The 24732-nt window shown below is 57.2% G+C and carries 19 protein-coding genes; 7 read left to right on the forward strand and 12 right to left on the reverse strand.

The window, feature by feature from the left end; translation table 11 throughout:
* Position 1: 1 nt before the first annotated feature.
* The 10 genes from RB602_RS05955 to RB602_RS06000 form a co-directional block, all read right to left on the reverse strand.
* Complete coding sequence (locus RB602_RS05955; protein WP_317083834.1) at positions 2 to 2809, reverse strand: 2-oxoglutarate dehydrogenase E1 component; 2808 nt, start codon at positions 2807 to 2809, stop codon at positions 2 to 4.
* 201 nt (positions 2810 to 3010) lie between these two features.
* The gene (gene sucD, locus RB602_RS05960) at positions 3011 to 3901 is read right to left on the reverse strand and encodes a succinate--CoA ligase subunit alpha (RefSeq protein ID WP_317083836.1); all 891 of its coding nucleotides are present in this window, start codon (positions 3899 to 3901) and stop codon (positions 3011 to 3013) included.
* An 11-nt stretch (positions 3902 to 3912) separates the two neighbouring features.
* A complete protein-coding gene (locus RB602_RS05965; RefSeq protein WP_317083837.1) occupies positions 3913 to 4116 on the reverse strand; it encodes a hypothetical protein in 204 nt (67 codons plus the stop codon).
* A 91-nt stretch (positions 4117 to 4207) separates the two neighbouring features.
* Positions 4208 to 4831 carry a hypothetical protein gene (locus RB602_RS05970; RefSeq protein ID WP_317083839.1) on the reverse strand — a complete coding sequence of 208 codons (624 nt, stop codon included), beginning with the start codon at positions 4829 to 4831 and terminating at the stop codon, positions 4208 to 4210.
* Positions 4828 to 5790: a malate dehydrogenase gene (mdh, locus tag RB602_RS05975; RefSeq protein ID WP_317083841.1), complete on the reverse strand. Its 963-nt coding sequence runs from the start codon at positions 5788 to 5790 to the stop codon at positions 4828 to 4830. The genes RB602_RS05970 and mdh overlap by 4 nt, the downstream gene beginning before the upstream one ends.
* A 349-nt stretch (positions 5791 to 6139) precedes the next feature.
* Entirely contained in the window at positions 6140 to 6706 is a 567-nt protein-coding gene (locus tag RB602_RS05980) for an arsenate reductase/protein-tyrosine-phosphatase family protein (RefSeq protein ID WP_317083843.1), read from the reverse strand.
* Positions 6707 to 7843 carry a cell division protein ZapE gene (gene zapE / locus RB602_RS05985; protein ID WP_406568409.1) on the reverse strand — a complete coding sequence of 379 codons (1137 nt, stop codon included), beginning with the start codon at positions 7841 to 7843 and terminating at the stop codon, positions 6707 to 6709.
* A 5-nt stretch (positions 7844 to 7848) separates the two neighbouring features.
* Positions 7849 to 8352 (reverse strand): PaaI family thioesterase, encoded by a 504-nt coding sequence (locus RB602_RS05990; RefSeq protein ID WP_317083847.1) that lies wholly within the window; start codon positions 8350 to 8352, stop codon positions 7849 to 7851.
* A gap of 19 nt (positions 8353 to 8371) precedes the next feature.
* Positions 8372 to 9157, reverse strand: a complete 786-nt coding sequence (locus RB602_RS05995; protein WP_317083849.1) for a succinate dehydrogenase iron-sulfur subunit — start codon at positions 9155 to 9157, stop codon at positions 8372 to 8374.
* A gap of 171 nt (positions 9158 to 9328) precedes the next feature.
* Positions 9329 to 10333, reverse strand: a complete 1005-nt coding sequence (locus RB602_RS06000) for a D-alanine--D-alanine ligase family protein (RefSeq protein WP_317083851.1) — start codon at positions 10331 to 10333, stop codon at positions 9329 to 9331.
* Between the two features lie 216 nt (positions 10334 to 10549).
* Here RB602_RS06000 and RB602_RS06005 point away from each other — a divergent pair, with 216 nt between their 5' ends.
* On the forward strand, positions 10550 to 12007 hold the full coding sequence (locus tag RB602_RS06005; RefSeq protein ID WP_317083852.1) for a hypothetical protein: 1458 nt from the start codon (positions 10550 to 10552) through the stop codon (positions 12005 to 12007).
* A gap of 124 nt (positions 12008 to 12131) precedes the next feature.
* Here the strand turns inward: RB602_RS06005 and RB602_RS06010 are convergent, their stop codons facing one another.
* Complete coding sequence (locus RB602_RS06010; protein WP_317083855.1) at positions 12132 to 14792, reverse strand: Rne/Rng family ribonuclease; 2661 nt, start codon at positions 14790 to 14792, stop codon at positions 12132 to 12134.
* 547 nt (positions 14793 to 15339) lie between these two features.
* On the opposite strand from RB602_RS06010, the gene RB602_RS06015 reads away from it, so the two are divergent.
* The 6 genes from RB602_RS06015 (at position 15340) to RB602_RS06040 (ending at position 23187) form a co-directional block, all read left to right on the forward strand.
* The gene (locus tag RB602_RS06015; RefSeq protein WP_317083857.1) at positions 15340 to 16593 is read left to right on the forward strand and encodes an N-acetylmuramoyl-L-alanine amidase; all 1254 of its coding nucleotides are present in this window, start codon (positions 15340 to 15342) and stop codon (positions 16591 to 16593) included.
* A 101-nt stretch (positions 16594 to 16694) separates the two neighbouring features.
* The gene (locus tag RB602_RS06020; RefSeq protein ID WP_317083859.1) at positions 16695 to 19247 is read left to right on the forward strand and encodes a penicillin-binding protein 1A; all 2553 of its coding nucleotides are present in this window, start codon (positions 16695 to 16697) and stop codon (positions 19245 to 19247) included.
* Between the two features lie 94 nt (positions 19248 to 19341).
* Entirely contained in the window at positions 19342 to 20469 is a 1128-nt protein-coding gene (prfB, locus tag RB602_RS06025; protein ID WP_317083861.1) for a peptide chain release factor 2, read from the forward strand.
* On the forward strand, positions 20470 to 21207 hold the full coding sequence (locus RB602_RS06030) for a class I SAM-dependent methyltransferase (RefSeq protein ID WP_317083863.1): 738 nt from the start codon (positions 20470 to 20472) through the stop codon (positions 21205 to 21207).
* A 118-nt stretch (positions 21208 to 21325) separates the two neighbouring features.
* A complete protein-coding gene (locus RB602_RS06035) occupies positions 21326 to 22729 on the forward strand; it encodes an NAD(P)H-dependent flavin oxidoreductase (protein ID WP_317083865.1) in 1404 nt (467 codons plus the stop codon).
* On the forward strand, positions 22729 to 23187 hold the full coding sequence (locus RB602_RS06040) for a GNAT family N-acetyltransferase (protein ID WP_317083867.1): 459 nt from the start codon (positions 22729 to 22731) through the stop codon (positions 23185 to 23187). The genes RB602_RS06035 and RB602_RS06040 overlap by 1 nt, the downstream gene beginning before the upstream one ends.
* A gap of 118 nt (positions 23188 to 23305) precedes the next feature.
* Here the strand turns inward: RB602_RS06040 and RB602_RS06045 are convergent, their stop codons facing one another.
* Entirely contained in the window at positions 23306 to 24658 is a 1353-nt protein-coding gene (locus RB602_RS06045; protein WP_317083869.1) for an ammonium transporter, read from the reverse strand.
* Between the last annotated feature and the right edge of the window lie 74 nt (positions 24659 to 24732).

A 24732-nucleotide genomic window follows, 5' to 3' on the forward strand; every position in this document is an offset into this window, starting at 1 on the left:
ACTATGATTTTCTCTGGCGGCGTATTTCTTCGCGGACACTATGGCCCAAAGCTTCAGCGATCAGTGCGCCCTGTTCGGCGGCATGGCGCTTGGCGAGGCCGGTGGCCGGGGAAGCCGAGGCCGCGCGTCCGGCATAGCGGGCGCGGTCAGGACCAACGCCAGCCTCTTTAAGACATTCCTCGATCAGTGGATCGACAAAGCTCCACGCGCCATTGTTTTTCGGCTCTTCCTGCGCCCAGATCACTTCTTCCAAGTTCTTCATGCGCTTGAGGCGTACAACCAGCGGTTCGCCGGGGAAGGGGTAGAGCTGCTCAATGCGGACGATGCTGGTGTTTGTGTCACCCGCCGCATCGCGCGCCTCGATCAGGTCATAGGCGACCTTGCCCGAGCACAGTACCAGCCGCTTGATATCCGCATCCTTGGGCGGATTGGTATCCGATTTGATGCGCATGAAATGGCTCTCGCCGGTAAATTCATCGGCGCTCGACACGGCCATTTTGTGCCGCAACAGCGATTTCGGCGTCATAATTACCAAAGGCTTGCGGAAATTGCGGTGCATCTGGCGACGCAGCACATGGAAGTAGTTAGCAGGTGTGGTGATATTGCACACTTGGATATTGTCATCGGCGCAAAGCTGTAGGAAGCGCTCCAGACGCGCCGAGCTATGTTCCGGACCCTGACCCTCATAACCATGGGGCAGCAGCATCACCAGACCATTGGCGCGAAGCCATTTGGCCTCACCGCTGGCAACAAACTGGTCGATCATGATCTGCGCACCATTGGCAAAATCGCCAAATTGCGCTTCCCAGAGCACCAACGTCTTGGGGTCGGCCATGGCATAGCCATATTCAAAGCCAAGCACGCCATATTCAGACAGAGTGCTATCCAAGACTTCAAAATCACCATGCGGCACATTGCTCAAAGGAATATAGCGGTCGGCATTCTCCTGATCGACCCAGACGGCGTGACGCTGTGAGAAGGTGCCGCGACCGCTATCCTGACCCGAAAGGCGGACATTATAGCCCTCTGACTGCAGTGAACCAAAGGCCAGCGCCTCGCCGGTGGCCCAGTCAAAGCCCGCGCCATCGGTAAACATCTTTTCCTTGGCCTTGATGATACGCGCCAGCGTCTTGTGGACATTCACATCTTCAGGAATGCGGGTCAGTGTCTCGCCGAGACTGTCGAGCAGCTTCTTCTCGATACCGGTTTCGACATTGCGCCGCGAGGTTTCGGGATCGGCGGGTTTATGCAGGCCTGACCAGCGACCAGCGAACCAGTCTGCCTTATTGGGCTTGTAGCTTTTGGCCGACTGGAACTGCTCTTCCATTTCATCGACCTTGGCCTGAGCGGTGCCATCCATCCATTTCTGGTCGATCACGCCTTGAGAAATCAGCCGGTCGCCATAGAGCTTGCTGACCTTGGGGTGCTGGCGAATTTCCTTGTACATCAGCGGCTGGGTAAAGCTTGGTTCATCGCCTTCATTATGGCCGAAGCGACGATAGCACCACATATCGATGACGATATCGCGATGGAATTTCTGACGGAAATCAATCGCCAGCTTGCAGGCGAAAGTCACGGCCTCAGGGTCATCACCATTGACGTGCAGGATCGGCGCCTGAACGCCTTTGGCCACATCCGATGGATAGGGCGAGGAGCGGGCAAATTGCGGGCTGGTGGTAAAGCCGATCTGGTTGTTGACGATAAAATGGATGCAGCCGCCGGTATTATAGCCGCGTACCCCGGAAAAGCTGAGGCACTCCCATACAATGCCTTGCCCGGCAAAGGCGGCATCGCCGTGAAGCAGAACCGGCAGCACTTCATCATTATTGTCGATATTGTCGCGCTCCACCTGCTGCGCGCGGACCTTGCCGAGAACCACCGGGTTCACCGCCTCAAGGTGCGACGGGTTGGGGACCAGCGACATATGTACTGAAATACCGTCAAATTCCCGGTCGGTGGAGGTGCCGAGGTGATATTTCACATCGCCTGAACCGCCAACATCATCGGGGTTGGCACTGCCGCCGGAGAATTCGTGGAAGATGACACGATAAGGCTTGGCCATCACATTGGCGAGGACGTTGAGGCGGCCACGATGCGGCATGCCATAGACAATCTCACGCACGCCATATTGGCTACCATATTTGATCACCGCTTCAAGCGCCGGGACCATGGACTCGCCGCCATCAAGCCCGAAGCGCTTGGTGCCGACATATTTCTTGCCGAGGAAATTCTCGAACTGCTCGGCCTCGATTACCTTGGAGAGGATCGCTTTTTTGCCCTCAGGCGTAAACTCGATGCCCTTGTCTTCGCCTTCCATCCGCTCCTGAAAGAAGCGGCGCTCCTCAATGTCGGAGATGTGCATATATTCCAGGCCGACATTGCCGCAATAATTGGCGCGCAAGGTCGCGATCAGCTGATTGACCGTGGCTTTTTCAAAGCCCATCACTCCGCCGAGATAGACAGGGCGGTCAAGTTCATCGGGCTTGAAGCCATGATACTCCGGTGTCAGATCGGCTGGCAGTTCGATCTTGGAAAGGCCCAGCGGGTCGAGATTGGCGCCCAGATGCCCCCGCACGCGATAGGTGCGGATCAGCATCATCGCACGAATGGATTTTTCTGCCTCATAGGCGAGATCGGCTGATGCGATGGTATCACCAGCCTTTTTGGCAGATGCCTTGACCATCGCCTCCATCTGCGTCGGGTCGAGCGCGGATGTCAGATCATCGTCAATATCCAGTGGCCAATGGCTTCGTTCCCAGCTCGGGCCGGGTTCGGGTTCCTGGGTGCCATTCCATTCAAAATCGGTCATCTTCTCGTCCTGCTTTCCTCTCCCTTTAAGAGAGAGGGATACGAAGACTTAGGCGCGAAGCGTCTTAGTCGTAGTCGGATGAGGGTGTGCCGTGTTTGATAAATCGAACACCCTCATCCAAGTTCGCCTAAGCCACCTACGCTAAAGCTACGGCGGCCCAGGCTCCCTATCCTTCTCCCTCAAGGGGAGAAGGAATGATCGTTACACCGTCTCTTTCAGCAGCGCGTCGAGCGTTGTGCCGAGCTCGGACGGGCTGGGCGAAACGCGGATACCCGCAGCTTCCATCGCAGCGATCTTGTCTTCTGCGCCGCCTTTGCCGCCGGAGACGATGGCACCGGCGTGACCCATGCGACGGCCCGGAGGTGCGGTGCGGCCGGCGATAAAGCCGACGGTTGGCTTGGAACGGCCTGCCTTGGCTTCGTCGGCAAGGAATTGCGCGGCTTCTTCTTCGGCGCTGCCGCCGATCTCGCCGATCATGATGATCGACTTGGTGTCGTCATCAGCAAGGAACAGCTCGAGCACGTCGATAAAGTTGGTGCCATTGACCGGGTCACCGCCAATGCCGACAGCCGTCGTCTGGCCGAGGCCGACCGCCGTGGTCTGGTGCACCGCTTCATAGGTGAGCGTACCCGAGCGCGAGACAACGCCGACAGAGCCTTTTTTGAAGATCGAACCGGGCATAATGCCGATCTTGCACTCGTCAGGGGTGAGTACACCGGGGCAGTTGGGGCCGATCAGCCGCGACTTGCTGCCCTGCAGCGCGCGCTTGACGCGGACCATATCGAGCACCGGAATACCCTCGGTAATCGCCACGATCAGCGGGATTTCCGCATCAATGGCTTCCAGGATCGAGTCCGCAGCAAAGGGCGGCGGCACATAGATGACCGAAGCATCGGCACCAGTCGCATCACGGGCTTCGGCAACAGTGTCATAATTGGGCAGGCCCAAATGCTCGGTGCCGCCCTTGCCGGGGGTCACACCCGCAACCATCTGCGTGCCATAAGCCAGCGCCTGTTCGGTGTGGAAGGTGCCGGTATTGCCGGTCATCCCCTGGGTGATGACTTTGGTGTCTTTATTTACGAGAATGGACATCTGCGAGTTCCTTAATTCAGTTCTCTAAAGTGCAAAAACAAGACTGTAGCGAGCCAGCCGAGTACAAGAAAAACGATTGAAATGATTGCCATTACAGGAATGAATGGATGCGGTTCTTGCGGGCCAAAAATTGCAAGGGATGACAGCACCAATAGCGTAACGCCTCCCGTAATATTAACCCGCCTTACCGTGCCGTGAATACTGGCGATGATCACTGGTCCGGCTCCTATGCAAAAAAGTGCAATCAAGAACAGCCAACCGTCCATAGCTATTTGGTCAAACACAGGTCCGACCTAAGCAATCAAATCAATACGCCACGTAAACGTGCATATTCTCTTCGGTAGAGATCGCCTGTGAGCGGGCATAGAGTTCTCCGTGGATGCGCTGTTCTACAGCCACCGAGTCTTTCCATGCACCAATATCGCCGCCAAACTCGAAATAGTGGGTCAGGTCCACGCTTTGCGGATCGACGCCGAATTTCTCGAATGCGTCTTCAATCTCGTCGCGATAGTGCAGCGCGCTGCCGAAATATTCGCCGACAATGGCGCAAGCATGGTTGAAGCGGTCTTCCTCGGCAAAGGTCACAAGAACCAGCTTGGCCGGGCGTCCGTCAATCTGACCGGACCATTGCCGAGCCTCACTAATCTCGCGGAAATTGGGCGCAATACCGACAGAGCGGGCTTCACCGAGATGGGCGATGCTGATCGTGACATCATCGTCCTCTTCCCACTGACCAGAACCTTTAATCGCTTCGATCCGGTCTTCATGGTTTATGCCCTGCATCATGCAGTTTTGTTCAAAAGTAGGGACAAGCGCCGGAATTTCCGGCAGCGCTATTTCCTGCTTCTGTTCTTGTTTTTCTTCCTGCGCCACTCCAGGCACGGCTAAAGCTGCACAAAGAGCGATTGCACTGAGACTACGAACGATCATTTTAGACTCCCATCCAGACCCTTACAGGCCTCCAGCAATTCCTCGACAGCATCGGTGCTGACTTTGAGGTTAGCTTTTTCTTCGTCGCTGAGTTCAATCTCGACGACATCTTCGGTGCCGCCAGCGCCGATTACCGTCGGCACGCCGACATAAAGGCCATCTAGGCCATATTTGCCTTTAACATAAGATGCACAGGGCAGGATACGCTTTTGGTCGCCCAGATAGGCCTCGGCCATGGCGATAGCGCTGGTGGCCGGGGCATAATAGGCCGAGCCATTGCCCAGAAGGCCAACAATCTCGCCGCCGCCCTTGCGGGTGCGGTCGACGATTTCGTCGATGCGGCCTTCGCTGACACCCTTGATCTTGGCATAGTCGCTCACTGGTATGCCGTTGATTGTGGTGTAGCTGGTGACTGGAACCATGGTGTCGCCATGCCCACCCAGAACAAAGGCGTTCACATCCTTGACCGAGCAACCAAATTCCCATGCCAGGAAGGTCGCAAAGCGCGCTGAGTCCAGCACGCCCGCCATGCCGACGACCTTCTGATGCGGCAGACCGGAAAATTCGCGCAGCGCCCAGACCATCGCGTCGAGCGGGTTGGTGATGCAGATAACAAAAGCGTCGGGGCAGTTATTCTTAATGCCTTCGCCAACCGCTTTCATCACCGAGAGGTTGATGCCGAGCAGGTCATCGCGGCTCATACCCGGCTTGCGCGGCACGCCCGCGGTGACGATTACGACGTCGGAACCGGCAATATCGGCATAATCATTGGTGCCAGTAATCTTGGCGTCAAAGCCTTCAATCGGGCCGCATTGCGAAAGATCGAGTGCCTTGCCCTGTGGCATGCCCTCGGCAATATCGAAAAGGACAATATCGCCCATTTCCTTCTTCGCCGCGAGGTGGGCGAGGGTGCCGCCGATCATGCCAGCGCCAATCAGCGCGATTTTCTTACGGGCCATGGATTATGCCTTTCCGATTGATGAGAAAATTGAGGAGTTTCAGGAGTCTCTTTTGCCTGGTCCGGGTGAAGACATGCGTTCAACTATGGCTCCGCCAACCGCAGCAATCCCTTTTGCCAGACCGGGAGTGTATAAAACGCAGCGCATGAGACTCACCCGAATGTGATCATTGCGCCTGCCGTACTTGTGATTACAGTGTTTTTCAACCCGTGAAATAGTCCAATTTACACCCTCTAATAGTAATGAGAACTATTAGCAATAATATTGCCATTTCTGCTTGATAAGGAAGCTGTTATGGTGCGGCATCTGAGGCGGATGGCAGTATGCCGAGAATCGCGCTACTTGCGCTCTAACTGTTATGGCCAGTTTTTAGTCTTGGGAAGCGGATCTCCAAGCGATCAACCGCGCGCAATATGCGATTGAAACAGGTGCGGTAATAATCCTCCGACAGTCCCAGTGGATCGTGCAAATGCGGCACATGGATGACGCTGCCCAATAATGCGCGCGGCGGGATGGAGAGGTTGGGCAGATTGGCAATGCGGTTGAGCTGTCGCACCTCCATCGCCAGTAGCAGATCACCCGGCAGGGCGTGAAAGCGGGTATCCTGCGCGCGATGCCAAGTCAGATCGACACCATAATCATCAAGCGCAACTTTTTGCGCCGTCTCATCCGCGGGTGCGCCTGCCTCGGCGGCGACCCCGAAAGAAGCGGCGTTCATCCCGCGTTTGCTGCACAAGACTTCAGCAAAGGCGCTGCGGCTGACATTGGCATGGCAGACAAAGACCAGGCGGCGCACATCTTCGGCTTTGGTCGAGAGGCCATGGCCGAGTATGGCCGCCTGCGGATAGGATAGCGCGAGTCGGGCCAGCCCATGCAAGTTGCCGAAATTGCGCGCTATTTTCTCGCCAATTGGCATTTATGCCGCTTCGCTTTCCGCAGCCTCTCGCGAGCCATGGCCGAGAGCCAGATACTCATCCGAGCGCATTTCCATCAGGCGTGAGACCGTGCGCTCAAATTCAAACTTGCCATCGCCCTCAAGATAAAGCTGGTCGGGCTCAGTCGCGGCGCTGGCGAACAGCTTGACCCGCTGCTCGTACAGCGCATCGATCAGAGTGACGAAACGCGCCGCCTCATTACGGTTCTGCGGCCCCAGTTGCGGGATACCTACAATCAAGACCGTATGGTAATGCCGTGCGATACACAGATAATCCGCCGCGCCGCGCGGTTCTCCACACAGCCGTTTGAACGAGAAAACCGCGACGCCTTTCAGTGACTTCGGTACATGCAAGGTTCGCCCGCCGGGTATCTCCAGCGTGGCCGACTTTACCTTGTCGGCATCTTCAGGCGAATAGTCGGTGAGGCGAAAAAACGTCTCGCGCATGGCATCTGTGGCCACATCATCGGCCGGGCTGTGCCAGCTTTTGCTGCCGGCCATGCGGTCCATGCGATAATCGGTCGGGCCATTTAAGGACAGCACCTCAAGCCGGTCATGCAGCAAAGCGATAAAGGGCAGGAAATGCTCACGGTTGAGGCCATCCTTATAGAGATCATCGGGAGGTCGGTTGGATGTAGTGACTACGGTCACCCCCGCCTCGATCAGCGCGGTGAAAAGCCGCGACATGATCATCGCATCAGCGCTGTTATTGACCACCATTTCGTCGAATGCGATCAGCCGCCATTCATCTGCCAGCTGCTGGGCCACCGGCACAATCGGGTCGCCTTCCGCCTTTTTGCGCTGCTCCTTTATGCGGCCATGAATTTCCTGCATAAACTCATGAAAATGCACCCGGCGTTTGCGCTCTATATGGAGCGCATCATAAAACAGGTCCATCAGCATGGATTTGCCACGCCCGACACCGCCCCACATATAAATGCCGCGCGGTGTATCGGGCTTTTTGCCGAAAAAGCGCCACAGTACAGAACCACGCGGCGGCACCGCTTCCAGCTCGCTTTGCAGGCGATTGAGCGCGCTTACGGTGCGCTGCTGGTCAGGGTCAGGTCGTAACTCGCCATCAGCAAGCATTTTGGCATAATGCTGCTCAACGCTATGGATCACGGTCATGCCTTTTGTGGGGCCTTGGCGTAGCGGCCCTTTTTGATGATCGCTGAGAAGCTGGCGGCCTTACTGTCCTCCTCGCCCTGAACCACGACCCCGTTCATAAACAACATGCTGCCGGTCTCGCGGACAACTTCGACGCGCGCTTCCAAAGGCGCATCCATACGCGCCGGACCAACAAAATAGGTTTGCATCTCGACCGTGACCGATGGCCCAGCCTGTCCGATCTTGAGAGCCCGCATCGCGCCGAACAGAGCGCAATCGATAAAGCCCATCATCGTGCCGCCATGCACCACATCCTGCAGATTGCGGTGCCGCTTTTGCGGAAACATGCGCACCCGCGCCAGCGTATCCGGGAAACCATCGCCGCCAACACGCTTGTGCATCACGCCCAGAAAGGCGTTGTAATTGTCCTTGTCTCTTGGCGTCCAGGTGCTCCATCCGGGCTGATCCGGCACAGGCTCACTGATGAACCAGACATCATCAACAGCGATGGACTCGCCCATTGCGCATCCCCCGCCGCAATCAGATATGCCGCTCGGCTACCATCTTCTTGGTTTCGGCAATCGCCTTGGCCGGCGAGAGGCCCTTGGGGCAGACATTGGCGCAGTTCATGATGGTGTGGCAGCGATAGAGACGGAAAGGGTCTTCCAACTCATCAAGCCGCTCACCGGTCATTTCATCGCGGCTGTCGGCAAGCCAGCGATAGGCTTGCAGCAGGATCGCCGGGCCGAGGAACTTGTCTGAATTCCACCAATAGCTGGGGCAACTGGTTGAACAGCAGGCGCAGAGGATACACTCATACAGGCCGTCCAGCTTCTCGCGGTCTTCGGGGCTTTGCAGCCGTTCCTTGCCCGAAGGCTCAGGAGTCATCGTCTGCAGCCATGGCTTGATCGAGGCATACTGCGCATAGAAATGGGTGAAGTCCGGCACCAGATCCTTGATCACATCCATATGCGGCAGCGGGGTGATGCGCACCTCGCCTTTGCAGTCCTCAATCGCAGTGGTGCAGGCCAGGCCATTGCGACCATTGATGTTCATCGCACAGGAGCCACAAATGCCCTCGCGGCAGGAGCGGCGGAAAGTCAGCGTCGAATCCTGATCGCTCTTCATCTTGATCAGCGCGTCGAGTACCATCGGGCCGCATTCATCAAGGTCGATATCAAATTTGTCATAGCGCGGATTCTCCCCGCTATCGGGATCATAGCGATAGACTTTGAAGGTCTTCACATTCTTGCCATCGCCACCAGCGGCATGAGCCTTGCCCTTACCGGAAATCTTGCTGTTTTTGGGCAATGTGAAGGTCGCCATAGTGATCCCTTTATTCGGCTGGGCGGCATGGGGTTATGCCGCTTTTCGTCCATCGCTTGATAAAAGCTGGAGGCTATCTAAGCCGGATTTTGTCGCTTTTCCAGCCTAAACTGGCCTTTGCGATGATGGTTTCTCTCTATCCCGTCACATCGCCGTTACGGCCTAAGCGCTCTATACTAAGCCCTGTCGGCGCAGGCTTTCGGCAATGATGGTTTCGATAAGCTGTTCCTGGCTCCATCCGGCGCGCTCGACCGATTTGCCGAACACCTTTTTAGACCAGAGATTGCAGTTGAGGTTGAGCTCAAGGAAATTCAATGTTCCGCTGGCTTCATCAAAGCGGAATTCATAGCGGCCATAATCGAAAGGCAGGAATTCCTGTGCCAGATTCATGGTGTGCCGGGCAATCGGCTCGATAAAATCCGGGTTCTCGAAATTCACCAGCTGGTACTTATGCGCCCGCTCGACCAGATCGCGCTTCTCCCAATAGGTGCGCAGATGCTCCGGGTCGGCCTGTTCAAACAGCATCATCGGCATGATGACGGGCTGGTCATCAATGGTGATCACCGGCACCTCGACATCGCTGCCATTGAGGAACGGTTCGACAATCGCATCATGCCCTTCTGCATGGATATTGGCGACCGCTTGTTTGACGCCGGCCCAATCGCCAGCATCCTGCACGCCCCAACTCGCCGAGGACGCATTGGGCTTGATCACCATCCGCTCCGCCATCGGGCAAAGCGCTTCTTCCACCGGACCGCCATGGCGATAGATCGCCCAGTCTGCGGTCGGAATACCGCGATTGCGTGCGACCAGTTTGCTGAGATGCTTGTCATCAGAAAGACCGCGCAGGATCGGGCTGGCCCCCAGATAGGGCAGGCCGATACGCTGGCACAGCAGGGGCAAAAACATCTCGCTGTTCACAAAACCGCCGCGATTGAGCAGCGGGAAGAGGAAATCCGCCTCGGGCTTTTCAAACAGGGCATCATAGCTGTTGGCGAGGGACAGCTTGGGGAACAGCCCTTCGAGAATCGTGCGGACTTCATGATGATAGACCGCATGATTGCCGTCTTCTTCATGCAGGCTGCCATCGCCCAAGGCATGTTTGGCGATAAACAGCAATCGCAGGCGCTCGCGCACCTCAGACGGAATCTGCAAAGGCTCGGGATACTGGTTCATGCGAGTCTTTCTCTGCCACAAGGATGGAGACCAGGGAGAAATCGCGTTCTAATTTTACTGCGACCTATTTTTGTCTGCTTTAGCCCGTTTTCAACAAAGTGCAATTTGTCATCACCGGTTCATCACAAAAGACTATCGCGATAAGCGTAGAAGATTGTTTCGCATGCGTGCCTTCTTCGATAAGGCATAGAAAAGCGCGCAAAAGGGTAGGTCGCTATGGAGCCACTGGCATATCTGCTGACACAGGGCGGAGATGAGCGGATTACGCTTGACCCCGAAACCGGCACCAATCGCTATTATGCAACCCCTTATCCACGCGATACCGTCGCTTATGCGTCCTCGACTGCTAATGATATCAGCAATGATGCCTGGGCCCATCTGCAAGCAAACTGGCCAGACTTGACCGTGGACAGTGCGCTGGATGGAGCGGGCTATGCCGAGGCGCTGGATGCAATCCGGTCCCGGCTTTTACAGGCCTATGATCTTGATGCGGATAGTCAGGTCATCTTCGCCGCTTCGGGCACTGATCTGGAATATATCGCCCTTCTGGCTGCGGCCGGTGATGCAGGGCAGCCGGTGCACAATATATTGCTCGGCGCCGATGAGGTCGGCAGTGGTTGTATCTACAGCGCCCAGGGGCAGTATTTCGCGGCGCAGACTTCGCTAGGAATAGCCAGCGTCAAAGGCGAGCCGGTGGAAGGTTTGCCGCCCGTAACGCTGAGTGAGATTCCGGTGCGCGATAGCTTCGGTATGGCGCATGACAGTATCACCATCACCAGCACCATGCGCGACATGATCACATTGGCGTTGCAGCGCGGCCAGAAGCCATTGCTGCATGTGGTGCATGGCTCAAAGACCGGGCTTATCCTGCCTGATCTGAATGAGGTTGACGCTTTACGTGCCGAATATGGCGACCGGATCGCCTTTGTGGTTGATGCCTGTCAGGCGCGTATCACCAGTTCGGCGCTCAGGGCCTATCTTGAGCGCGATATGCTGGTGCTGCTGACCGGCTCGAAATTTATGGGCGGCCCACCGTTTAACGGTTTTGCGATTGTCCCGGGGGGATTGATGCGCAAAGCGGCGGCATTGCCGCTAGGCTATCAGTGCATTTTCCGCCGTGCGGAATGGCCTGCGCAATGGCCGGGACGCGATGCCCTGCCTGACAGCGGCAATCTGGGGCTTATTCTGAGATTATCTGCTTCGATCTTCGAGCTGGAGCGGTTCCAGCAAATCGCCATGGAGGACATCACCCGCATTGTCCGTGTATTCCAGAAAGCCACAGCGGCCTTGGTTGAGCAGATTGGCGGTTGTTCTGTTCTTCCATATGCGCCCGATCATCAGCTTGATGCCATCACCCATCCAATTGAGATGCAGACTTTGGTGACGTTCGACCTGAACCGGGATCATAAGGGCGAGCGGATGTGCTTTGCCACTGCTGCGGCGATCCACAAACAGCTTATGGATCATGGTGTGCGTCTCGGCCAGCCGGTCCGCTGTCGCAGCATCGCCAGCGGCGACTATGCTGGGACGCTGCGTATCGGGTTGTCCATGCCGCAAATGGTGCATCTGGCGAAACTCGATGATGCTGCACTCGCAGAAACGCTGGCGGGCGATATGGAAAGCATCGCCAAGGCCTATCATCAGGTGACCCGGGAACCGATGGCGGCGGTTTAGCATAGAGCTAACCCGATTTAGCCAACAGCATTCCGTTCGTGTCGAGCGTAGTCGAGACACAGCTTAGCGCGAGCTAAGGCCTCTCGACTACGCTCGAGGCGAACGGCGTAAAAATCACCCTTGATCAGTTACCGAATGTCCGCTGCCACCAGCCCTTTTTGGGCTTTTCGTCACCGGCACTTTCTGCGCTGTCACCATTGCGGTCATTGGCCGCTTCCTGCGGTGCCGCTTCATCAGCACTTTCCTTGGCAGCAGCCTTGCGCGGTTTCTTTGCTGTGCTTGGCTTTTCTTCAGCATCGGCAGACTTGGCTGCGCTGGTGCGAGCTTTGCGCGGTTTGCTAGCCTTGGGTTTATCGTCTGCTTCGATAGCGTCCGGCTCAGCATTTTCAGCGCCAGCTTCTTCAGCCCTTTTCTCCGCAGCGGTTTTGCGCTTACGACGTTTGGGCTTCTCTTCGGTATCGGCCTCAGGGGCTTCTACTGATGTACTGTCATCAGTATCATCTGCTTTTGCAGCCTCGGATTTGCGACGTCGTGTGCGTTTCTTTGGCTTTTCCTCAGCGTCGCTATCTTCAGCAGTGTCCGCTTCGGACTGTTCTGTCGCTTCGCCCTCGTTAACTGCTTCATCATCACTCTTACGACGACGGCTGCGACGTTTGCGCTTCGGCTTCTCGTCTTTGACTTCGCCTTCATCATCCGCATTTTCTGCAGGAGCGTCTGAGTCAGCCGGTGAAGCTTCGTCTTGCTGATCATCGCGTTTATCGCGATTTTCACCGCCACGCTTGCCGCGACGACGGCGGCGACGTTTGCGCTTGGGTCGATCCTCGTCTTCCTCGCGGTTTTCGACGGTCTGCTCTTCTTCCTCTTCCTCGACCGGATCGATAATCGGGGCATAGTCTACGGTAACAGTTGGCTTGGGACCGCTGACCTCAACGGTCATTTTCGCGCCTTCAATATCATCCGTGGGCAAGACCTCGATTGTTACGCCATAGCGTTCTTCGATCTCGCCAATGCCTGCACGCTTATGGTTGAGGACATAGATGCTGGCTTCCTGGCTGGTGCGTAGGACCAGTTGCGAGCCTTTGCCTTTGGCCGCTTCTTCCTCGAGCAGGCGCAGTGCCGCAAGACCAGAGGATGATGCGGTACGGACAAAACCGGTGCCGTCACAATGCGGGCAAACACGGGTTGAGGCTTCCAGCACGCCGGTGCGCAGGCGCTGTCGGCTCATCTCCAGCAGGCCGAAGCCCGATATGCGGCCCACCTGAATGCGCGCGCGGTCGGATTTCAGCGCATCGCGCATTGCCTTTTCGACTTTGCGGATATTGCCGCTGCGCTCCATGTCGATAAAGTCGATGACCACCAGCCCGGCCATATCGCGCAGGCGCAACTGGCGGGCAATCTCGCGCGCGGCTTCCAAATTGGTGTTGACCGCAGTCGCCTCAATACCGTGTTCACGCGTCGAGCGGCCCGAGTTGATGTCGATCGAGACCAGTGCCTCGGTCGGGTTGATCACCAGATAGCCGCCGGATTTGAGCTGTACCATCGGCTCATACATGGCGTTGAGCTGATCCTCGGCACCATAGCGCTGGAATAGCGGGATCGGATCGGCATAATGCTTCACCCGCCGCGCATGGCTGGGCATCAGCAGCTTCATAAAGTCCTTGGCGGCGCGATAGCCGTCATCGCCCTCGACCATCACCTCTTCAATCTCACGATTATAGATATCGCGGATCGCGCGTTTGATCAGGTCGCTATCGCTGTGAATTTGTGCCGGGGCAGACGCCTTGAGGGTGTTCTCACGAATCCCGTCCCAGAGGCGGGCGAGATAATCAAAGTCACGCTTGATCTCGGTCTTGGTGCGCGACAGGCCTGCGGTCCGAACGATACAGCCCATGCTGCTCGGCAGGTTGAGTTCGGCGATAATGCCTTTAAGGCGCTTGCGGTCACCGGCGCTGGAGATTTTGCGGCTGATACCGCCGCCATGGGCGCTGTTCGGCATCAATACGCAATAGCGTCCGGCGAGCGAGAGATAGGTGCTGAGCGCCGCGCCTTTATTGCCGCGCTCTTCCTTCATCACCTGCACCAGAACAACCTGGCGGCGATGGATTACATCCTGAATCTTGTAGCGGCGACGCAGCGCCATGCGCTTGCTGCGCACTTCATCGCTGGCGCGGGCTGCGCCTTTGCCGCGACGATTGCCACGACGCGAGCGACCACCGCGACGGCGTTTCTTGCCGCCCTCGGCTTTGTCGCCTTCGCTATCGTCTTCGCCCTTGGCTTCGGCTTCTTCGTCCGATGATTCGCCATCTGCGTCATCATCATCGTCGTCGGGCAGTTCAGGCGCTTCCGGCTCGCTCAGCTTTTCTTCGGCCTTTTCATCGAGCATGCCATGATCTTCGGCTAGCTCATCAGCAAAGGCACGGCTGTAATCGCCGTCATCATCCTCGCCGGTTTCGCCGCGTTCTTCCTCGGCGGCGCGCAGAGCGGCTTCTTCAGCAGCATGCTCTGCCTCTTCCGCCAGCAGCTTGTCCTTGTCTTCCTTGGGGATCTGATAATAGTCCGGGTGGATCTCGGAAAAGGCAAGGAAGCCATGGCGATTGCCGCCATAATCTACAAAAGCTGCCTGTAGTGAAGGCTCTACCCGGGTAACTTTGGCAAGATAGATATTGCCTTTGATTTGCTTGTGTTCTGCCGACTCAAAGTCGAATTCTTCAATGCGGTTTCCCTTGGTTACCGCCACCCGGGTTTCTTCCTGGTGGCGCGCATCGATCAGCATACGCGTGGTCATGATAATGTCTCCACATCGCGTGCAAGGGCGTGATCGCCCGGTTTGCATGCAATGCTCTGTCTGGATGATCCGGCAGACGCAGGTCTGCGATCGGCCGGGATATGGTTTGAAAATCTACGGCTCGTAAGAGTCGCCATTGTGTGTCTGATTGAACATCGGTTCCCGGCATTGTGCCATTGTGCCCAAGCGCAATTGCTGTCGCGGCCTTGTTAAAGCGCGATTGCAAGCGTGGAACGGGAAGGGACATTCAACATCAACCTGTTTGGCCCGGTTGAACCAACCGGGATATTGCCGTGAGAGCGCCTATTGCTTTGATAGTAAAGCTCATCTCTCACTGGGGAGGGGCTAGCACTCCCAAGCCGCCGTCGCAACAAAAATACAAGGTTTCGGTCTTTTGCTGTCTGAACGTGCATCAATGCGTCCGATCCGGTCGGACAAACCCTAAAATATGGTTAACAGCCCGATAACCTTAATCATTTAGTTTCTGTTATTAAAACTTCGTTAACGCCGTTTTCACCGTGTTTCGGGTGAAGGACTCAAAGTGAAAATGGACTGGACCAGCGCCGTAAAGTTGCGCCATAATGGATATATTATGGTGATTGTGACGGCATTGCTGGCATTGCTGACACCGGGGCTGGCGCATGGTGGTGAAGTAGAGCATGTCTCGCTTCAAGGCGACAGGCTAACCATTCGTTTTGACGATGTTGTCCAGGATGCGCGCAGCTTCAGCCTGAGCGGTCCTGATCGCATTGCCATTGATGTGCGCGGCGCGACCACAGACCAGAAGCGCTATTCCGGCCGTGATACCGTCCGCACCATTCGCGCCGCACAATATCAGCCGGACACCGCCAGAATCGTGCTTGATCTCGATGCGCCTATGGCGGTTCAATCAGGCTATTTTTCCTCCAATGGTCGGCAACTGCATCTTTCATTGGCACGCAGTGGCAGTCTTGGCGGCAATGCTGGCAAGTTTGCAGGACCGAAATCATTTACGCCGCCAGCCGGATTCGCCACGCGACCGGTTCGCAAACCCTATAGCGTGAAGGTCGATCTGCCAGCGACAAAGTCGCAAATAGGTCTGCCTGAGGTGCGCGGACCGCGCTCAGGCGATCGCCCCCTGGTGGTGATCGATGCGGGGCACGGTGGCCACGATCCCGGTGCGATCAGCCCGCATGATGGCAAACGCGAAAAGGACATTACGCTGGCAATTGCGCGCTCCATTCGCGATCGACTGCTGGAAACCGGGCGCTTTCGCGTTGCCCTGACCCGCGATACCGACAAGTTCCTCGTGCTGGGAGAGCGCTACAGCATCGCCCGCCGATTGGATGCCGATCTGTTCATCTCGATCCACGCGGACGCCGCCGGTAATGAGGAGGCGCGGGGGGCAACAGTCTATACCCTGTCCGAGGTTGCGTCTGACCGCGAGGCCGAGAAACTGGCGGCGCGTGAGAACAAAGCCGACATTATCAGAGGTCTTGATTTGCGTCGGACACCCGAGAGCATCAGCCCGATCCTGATCGACCTGCGCCAGCGCGAGACGATGAATCTATCGGCTGACTTCGCCAAATTGCTGTTGCGCGAGGGGCAGGGCAAAATTCGCTTCCGCTCGCACTCGCATCGCTTCGCATCGTTCGTGGTGCTTAAGGCGCCTGACGTTCCCTCGATTCTGCTGGAAACCGGCTACCTCACCAATGCAGATGATGTGAAGCTGCTGGCATCCAAGGCTGGCCGCACCCAGATCGCGGACTCAGTGGCGGGCGCGGTGCGGGTGTATTTTGCGCGGCAATTGGCGATGCGTTGATACGCCATCCGCTCGCGCACCGAATATCTATCCCCATATTTGTTTCGCTTTGGCGGCATTCGTGCTGGAACTGTTCAGATTGGCTGTGCTAACCGGCGCGCATGAGTGAGACTGAAACATCTGCGCCCGAGCAAGGTGCCGAAAGCAGCAGCGATTATGGCTATCGCATGGAGCGCCAGGCAGGCGGCTTTGGCGCACGCTTGCGCAGCCTCTGGAGCCGTCGCCTGATCCGCTGGGCGGTCTATCTGCTCATCCTGCTACTGGTGGCCTGGGCCGCATTCTGGGCGATCTTTGCGCGTGACCTGCCTTCGGTGGAAAAGCTGCTCGATTACGAGCCCGCAGTGCCGACCATGGTGCGCGGCGTGGATGGTGAAATCGTCAACAGCTTCGCCCGGCAGCGTCGGGTGCAATTGCAGTATACCGATTTTCCCGAGCCACTAATCAACGCCTTCCTCTCGGCCGAGGACAAGACGTTCTTTGAGCATGGCGGACTCGATTATCCAGGCGTTGCCGGTGCGGTCATCGATTATATCAGTAAGCTGGGCAGTGACGAGCGCGCAAAAGGCGGTTCCACGATCACGCAACAGGTCGCCAAGAACCTGCTGCTTGATGATGAATATGCCGTCACCCGGAAAATCCGTGAGGCTATTCTGGCTTACCGCATTGAAGAGAGCCTGAGCAAAGAAGAGATTCTGGAGCTCTATCTCAACGAGATTTTTCTTGGCCGCAATGCCTATGGCGTGCAGGCGGCGGCGCAGGCCTATTTCCAGAAGGATGTCGATCAGCTGACACTTTCGGAATCGGCATATCTGTCGATCCTGCCCAAGGCGCCGGCCAATTATCGCCCGGAAACCAATGCGGAGCGTGCCGTGGCGCGGCGCAACTGGGTGTTGGGGCAGATGAATGAGAATGGCTGGATAACCGAGGCGGAAATGCGCGCGGCACAGGCTGAACCCCTGGGCACCAAGAGACGTCGCGGCACCAACTATGCGCGCATGGGCGGCTATTTTATGGAAGAGGTTCGTCGCCAGCTTATTGATCGCTATGGCGAGAATTCGGACGATGGCGAGAACCCCTATTCGGTCTATGGTGGCGGGCTATGGGTCCGTACTTCGCTCGATCCAAAGATCCAGGAAGCGACCACCAAGGCGCTGCGCGATGGCATGATGCGTTATGATCGCGGACGCGGCTGGACCGGGCCGATCAACACCATTGAGATGGAAGAGAATTGGGCCAGCGTATTGGCCTCTACCAATATCTCGATCAACTATAAGGATTGGCGCATTGCTGTGGTGGTTGAAAAGCAAGGCCGCACCGCGACCATCGGCTTTACGGATGGCGAAACCGGGTCGCTACCCTCAGGCTATGCCAGCATGGCAAAGCGCGGCGGTGGTTCTGCCTTTAACGCGATGAAGCCGGGTGACATTATCACTGTCTCACCCGCCGGGGCCAACAATGTCTATCGCCTACGCAGCGTGCCAGAGGTCTCAGGCGGCATGGTGGTGGAAAGCCCGCATGGCGGCGGTCGCATTCTGGCAATGCAGGGCGGGTTTGACAGCGGCATAAGTTCATTCAATCGTGCCACTCAGGCCGAGCGGCAACCGGGATCGACGATCAAGCCCTTTGTTTATGCCACGGCGCTCGACAATGGTATGACCCCGGCGACGACTATTGTCGACGACACCTTTTGCGCAGGCAGCAAATGCTTCCGCAACTTTGGTGGTGCGCGGGGTGCGGGTTCGCAGACCATGCGCTGGGGGCTGGAGCAATCGCGTAACCTGATGACCGTGCGCGCGGCTAATGACTCCGGCATTCGCAATGTGGTCAAGACGATCAGCGATATGGGCATTGGCGAGCATGAGCCGCATCTCGCTACCGCGCTGGGTTCAGGCGAAACCACGGTGGAGAAGATAACCAACGCCTATGCGATGCTGGTCAATCATGGCCGCGAGCTGACGCCAACGGTGATTGACTATGTGCAGGATCGCAATGGCAAGGTGATTTTCCGCGCTGACAATCGCAATTGCGATGGTTGTCAGATGGAAGAATATGACGGCAAACCGATGCCGCGCCTCAGACCAACCGGCAAGCAGGCGATGAACCCACTGACCGCATTCCAAATGGTGCACATTCTGCAAGGTGTGGTGCAACGCGGCACTGCGCAAAATTTGCGTAGTCTCGGTCGTCCGGTCTTTGGCAAAACCGGCACTACCAGCGGCCCGAAAGACGTTTGGTTTGTCGGCGGCACGCCGGACCTTATCGCCGGGGTTTATCTCGGCTTTGATCAGCCGCGCAATATGGGCGGCTATGCGCAGGGCGGCACCGTCGCAGCGCCGATTTTCAAGCAGATGGCAGAAGCGGTATTCCCTGACATGCCGGTGCGGCAGTTTATCGCGCCGCGTGGTATCCGGATGGTGCGGATTGAACGGCGCACAGGAAAGCGCGTTTTTGGCGGCTGGCCGAGCGGTGCCCCCAAATCAGCGATCATCTGGGAGGCGTTCAAGCCCGAGACGGAACCGCGCCGTTCGGTGCGGGCCGAAGAGGTCGCCCAGGTCACTCGTCCCGCTGCGACCAGGACCCGGCAACGGGCAACCCGCGCTGCGCGACCGCGCAATGACAATGATTTCCTCGAGCAGCAGGGCGGCATATACTAGCCGCTGCTGCCGCGAGCTGGTCCTCGCTGCACACAGCCGCTTTACAAAAGTGGTAAAATCCCTAAGCGCATAGCGATAAACAGGAGATTATCATATGCGTGCCGAGGGGCAGGCCCATGTTGAAAAGATAAATGCCGCTTTGGCGCTGGTCCGCAAATTTCTCGATTGGGACAAGGCGCTGCGCCGTCTGGATGAATTGAACGCCAGGGTGGAAGACCCGACGCTCTGGGATGATCCCAAAGCGGCCGAAGAGGTTATGCGCGAGCGGCGGCGGCTCGATGGCGCGATTTCGACGGTGAATGAAATCAGCCAGGAAGTGGCCGATGCGGTGGAATTTGTCGAAATGGGCGAGGCCGAGGATGATGAAGAGGTCATCGCCGAGGGTCTGGCGACGTTGGCCAAGCTGGAAGAGCGTGCCGAGAAAGACAAGATTGAGGCGTTGCTGGCGGGCGAGGCCGATGGCAATGACACCTATCTCGAAATCCATGCCGGCGCTGGCGGCACCGAGAGTCAGGACTGGGCCGAGATGCTGCTGCGTATGTATCAGCGCTGGGCCGAGCAGCGCGGCTATAAGGTTTCCATGGTGGAGTATCAGGCTGGGGATCAGGCGGGCATCAAATCGGCAACGCTGCTGCTGAAGGGCGAAAATGCCTATGGCTATGCCAAGACCGAGAGTGGTGTGCACCGGCTGGTGCGCATCTCACCCTATGACAGCGCAGCCAAGCGGCATACCAGCTTTTCCAGCGTCTGGGTCTATCCGGTGATCGACGATAATATCGATATTGCGATCAATGAAAGTGACCTGAAAATCGACACCTATCGCGCATCGGGCGCGGGCGGCCAGCACGTTAACACCACCGATAGCGCGGTGCGCATCACGCACATTCCGTCCGGCATCGTGGTCGCCAGCCAGAATGACCGTTCGCAACACAAAAACCGTGCCGAGGCGATGTCGATGCTCAAGGCGCGGCTTTATGAAGAGGAACTGCGCAAACGCGAAGAAGCAGCGATGGATGAACATGCCAGCAAGTCTGAAATTGGCTGGGGCAGCCAGATCCGTTCCTATGTGCTGCAACCCTATCAGATGGTAAAAGACCTGCGCACTGGCGTGACTTCCTCGGCGCCATCTGACGTGCTTGATGGCGCGCTCGATCCATTTATGGCCGCTGCACTATCTCAACGGGTAACCGGTGAGAAGGTGGATGTGGAGGATGTCGACTAGATGCGGGCAATCGGCCTTCTTTCCGCACTATCGTTGCTGGCGCTAGCCGCCTGCAAGCCTGTAGCGCTGGATGAGGACCGGCCGGAAGATGCGCGCGCTTTTCCGCGGGCTGAGCGAGAGGTGCCGGAAGTTGTCGGCAACCAGTTCTCGACCGAAGCCGCGCGCGATAATCGGCATGAAGCCGAAACAGTGATGGACCTGGCCGGGATCGTCGAAGGCATGACTGTTGCCGATATCGGTGCGGGTGAGGGCTATTATACCGTGCGTCTGGCTGAAAAAGTCGGCACAACTGGCAGGGTGCTGGCGCAGGATATTGATGGTGACGCACTGGCACGGCTGGGCCAGCGTGTGTCGCGCGACAGGCTAGACAATGTCTCGATAAAGCCCGGCGCGATTGCTGACCCGCGCCTGCCCGCCAACAGCTTTGACCGCATCTTTCTGGTGCATATGTACCATGAGGTGACCGAGCCCTATGCCTTTATCTGGCGCATGCACGATGCTCTGCGCGAGAATGGCCAGATTATTGTCGTCGATGTCGACCGCCCTAATGGCCGCCATGGCATTTCGCCGAAGCAGCTTTTTTGCGAATTTGAGGCGGTGGGCTTTGAGCTGACCGAGTTTGCTCTGCGCCCGGATATTCAAGGCTATTTTGCCCGCTTCGTGCCCGCCGGTCCCAAGCCGGAGCCTGAAGCTGTCAAAGGTTGCAATGTCTCGGGAAAGCGGCGCGAAACCGAATAGTAGCACTTGCCGCTGCGACCCGCCTTGGCTTAACCGTTGATTAAAAGGCGATTTTTTGACGCGATTTTTTGCGTAACATCTCCTATAGACGCTCGGATAAGCATGGGGAGCAGCATTGGTGTTTAAGGGTCTCAAGCCGATACAATATAATGGTCGCGAAGTCTGGCCGCTAATCGAGGGTGGCAAGGGTGTTTCCGCCACCAATCATGCCAGTTCCGGTGCATGGGCTGCAGCAGGCGGCATAGGCACCGTATCCGCCGTGAATGCCGATAGCTATGATGAAGACGGTAATGTCATCCCGCAGGTCTATAATGGCCGCAAGCGTGAGGAACGGCATGACGAGTTGATCCGCTATGCGATTGACGGCGCGGTTGAACAGGTGCGCCGCGCCTATGATATGGCCAGCGGCAAGGGCGCGATTAACATCAATGTGCTATGGGAAATGGGCGGCGCGCAGGATGTGCTGCACGGCGTATTGGAACGCACCAAGGGCATGGTGGCCGGAGTGACTTGTGGTGCGGGTATGCCTTACAAGCTGTCAGAAATCGCAGCGCAATATCAGGTAAACTATCTGCCGATTATCTCCTCGGCACGTGCCTTCCGCGCTCTATGGAAGCGCGCCTACCACAAGGTCTCCGAACTGATGGCGGCGGTGGTCTATGAGGATCCATGGCTCGCCGGTGGGCATAACGGCCTTTCCAATGCGGAAGACCCGAAACAGCCACAAGACCCCTATCCGCGTGTCAAGCTGCTGCGAGAAACCATGCGCGATCAGGGTATCAGCGATGATGTGCCGATCATCATGGCGGGCGGTGTCTGGTATCTGCGCGACTGGGAAGACTGGATCGATAATCCCGAGCTGGGCCAGATCGCTTTCCAGTTCGGCACACGGCCCCTGCTGACCAAGGAAAGCCCGATCCCTGATGTCTGGAAAGACGAGTTGACCAAGATCGAGGAAGGTGATGTGCTGCTGCACAAGTTCAGCCCGACCGGTTTTTATTCCAGCGCAGTGCGCAATGAATTTCTGCGCTCGCTGGAAGCGCGCTCCGAGCGGCAGATACCTTTTTCGACCGAGATGGCAGGCGAGCATACCGCACAGTTGGATGTTGGCGTAAAGGGCAAGAATTTCTGGGTCGCGCCACGCGATCTGGAGCGCGCAAGACAATGGGATGCGCAGGGCTTTACCACCGCGCTTAAGACGCCTGACAATACGGTTGTTTTCGTCACCCCTGAAGAGCGCACCACCATCCGCAAGGATCAGGCCGATTGCATGGGTTGTCTGTCGCATTGCGGTTTTTCCTCGTGGAAAGACCATGACAATTTCAGCACCGGCCGCCTCGCCGACCCGCGTAGCTTCTGTATCCAGAAATCGCTGCAGGACATCGCCCATGGCGGCGATGTGCATCAGAATCTGATGTTCGCCGGACACTCGGCCTATGAATTTGGCCGCGATCCTTTCTACTCCAACGGTTTCGTGCCGACGGTGAAGCAACTGGTAGACCGGATACTGACCGGGGACTGATGCGTCAGATTCGCGAAGATGATGTAACCAGCCCTGCCGTGACAGAATTGCTGGAGCTGCATCTGGCCGAGATGGAAGGGTTCTCGCCGCCAAATTCGGTCCATGCGCTCAATGCGGCTGCGCTCAAAGTGCCAGGCATTACCGTCTATGCCGCCTGGGATAATGGTGGTCTTAGCGGCGTTGGCGCGTTAAGGCAGGTGGACGATAAGCATGGCGAGATCAAGTCAATGCGCACCCATCCCGATTATCTGCGGCGCGGCGTTGCTGCGGATATTCTCGAGCATATTATCGGCATTGCCAGAGAACGCGGCTATATGGAGCTGAGCCTCGAAACCGGATCAGGCGCGGTGTTTGAACCGGCACTGGCGCTCTATCGCAAGCGCGGTTTTGAGAATGGGCCAGTTTTCGGAGATTATGCGCAGACCGACTTCAACCAGTTTCTGCATCTGATGCTTTAGAATATCCTGTCTGCTATTAGGTCGTCATTGCGAGGAGCGAAGCGACGCGGCAATCCAGAGCAGGTGCGTATTGCCCTGGATTGCTTCGCTACGCTCGCAATGACGAGACGATAGTGATTTAATCCAGTTCCCAAGCCCGCTCGCCATGCTGGGTCAGGTCCAGCCCCTCGCGTTCATCGTCTTTGGAGACACGCATCGGCAGGACCATGCTGAGGGCAAAACCGATAATCAGCGTGCCGATAATCGACCATAGCGCTACCGCGCCTATGGCAATGGCCTGAATAACAAGCTGGCCGATCATGCCAACGCCTTCCACATAACCAACACCGTTGAACATGGCGCTGGTGAATATCGCGACCAATAAGCTGCCCAGTATCCCGCCAACACCGTGAACAGCGAACACGTCCAGCGAGTCATCAATAGCGAAGACATTCTTCACCAGCCCAATGGCGTGATAGCAGACGAGCGCAGCAAGCAGGCCGATGATGATCGCCGCTCCCGGGGAAACATAACCCGCTGCCGGCGTAATGGTGGCAAGGCCTGCAATCGCGCCGGTGGCAAAACCGATGGCGGTGGGCTTTCCAACCTTGATCCGTTCAATCAGCAGCCACACCAAGGCTGCAACGCTGGCGGCGATATGGGTGTTGATGATTGCAGCGGCGGCATCATCGCCTGCGCCGAATGACGAACCGCCATTAAAGCCAAACCAGCCGACCCAGAGTAATCCGGCTCCGGCGACGGTCAGAGCCGGGCTATGCGGTACGTGCAGCTTGTGCGGCCATTCCAACCGCTTGCCCAGCATCATCGCGGCCACCAGCGCGGATACACCGGCGGTGGTATGCACGACGATCCCACCTGCAAAATCCAGCACGCCCATAGCGGCGAGCCAGCCACCGCCCCAGATCCAGTGTGCGACCGGCGCATAGACGATCAGGCTCCACAGGGCACAAAAAGCGATGACCCAGCCAAAGCGCGCGCGTTCGACCCAGGCCCCGACCATCAGCGCCGGGGTGATGATCGCAAACGTCATTTGAAACAGCACAAAGCTGCTTTCCGGTATCGTCAGCCCCTCGCGGATATTGCCCAGACTGATCAGCATCCAGGCATTGCCCGCGCCGATAATGCCGTTGCTCACACTGCCAAAGGCGAGGGTATAGCCGACGACCACCCAGAGCAGAGAGACAATCGCGGCAATCGCACCGCATTGTAGCAGCACCGAGAGAAAGTGCCTCGCCCGAACCAGTCCGCCATAGAACAGTGCCAGACCGGGCAAAGTCATCAGCAGGACAAGTGCGCTGGCCGCCAATATCCAGGCGGTGTCGCCGCCGTTGCTGGGGTCGATCAGCTGGGGGTCAATTGCCTGCTGGGCGAGGGCATTGCCCGTCCATAACAGCCCGAATATGGCAGTCAGTGACTCAGCGATTCGCCGCGCACACTGTCTCCATGGCCGCGCGCCTTTTCCCGCTTTCATGACCGATCCTGCCCCCATAGACCCTGTGTTCCTGCAATAGGTTTTTCTCATGGATACAGCCATGACAGGATTTT

The organism is Parasphingorhabdus sp. SCSIO 66989, from assembly GCF_032852305.1.
GTDB lineage: Bacteria > Pseudomonadota > Alphaproteobacteria > Sphingomonadales > Sphingomonadaceae > Alterisphingorhabdus > Alterisphingorhabdus coralli.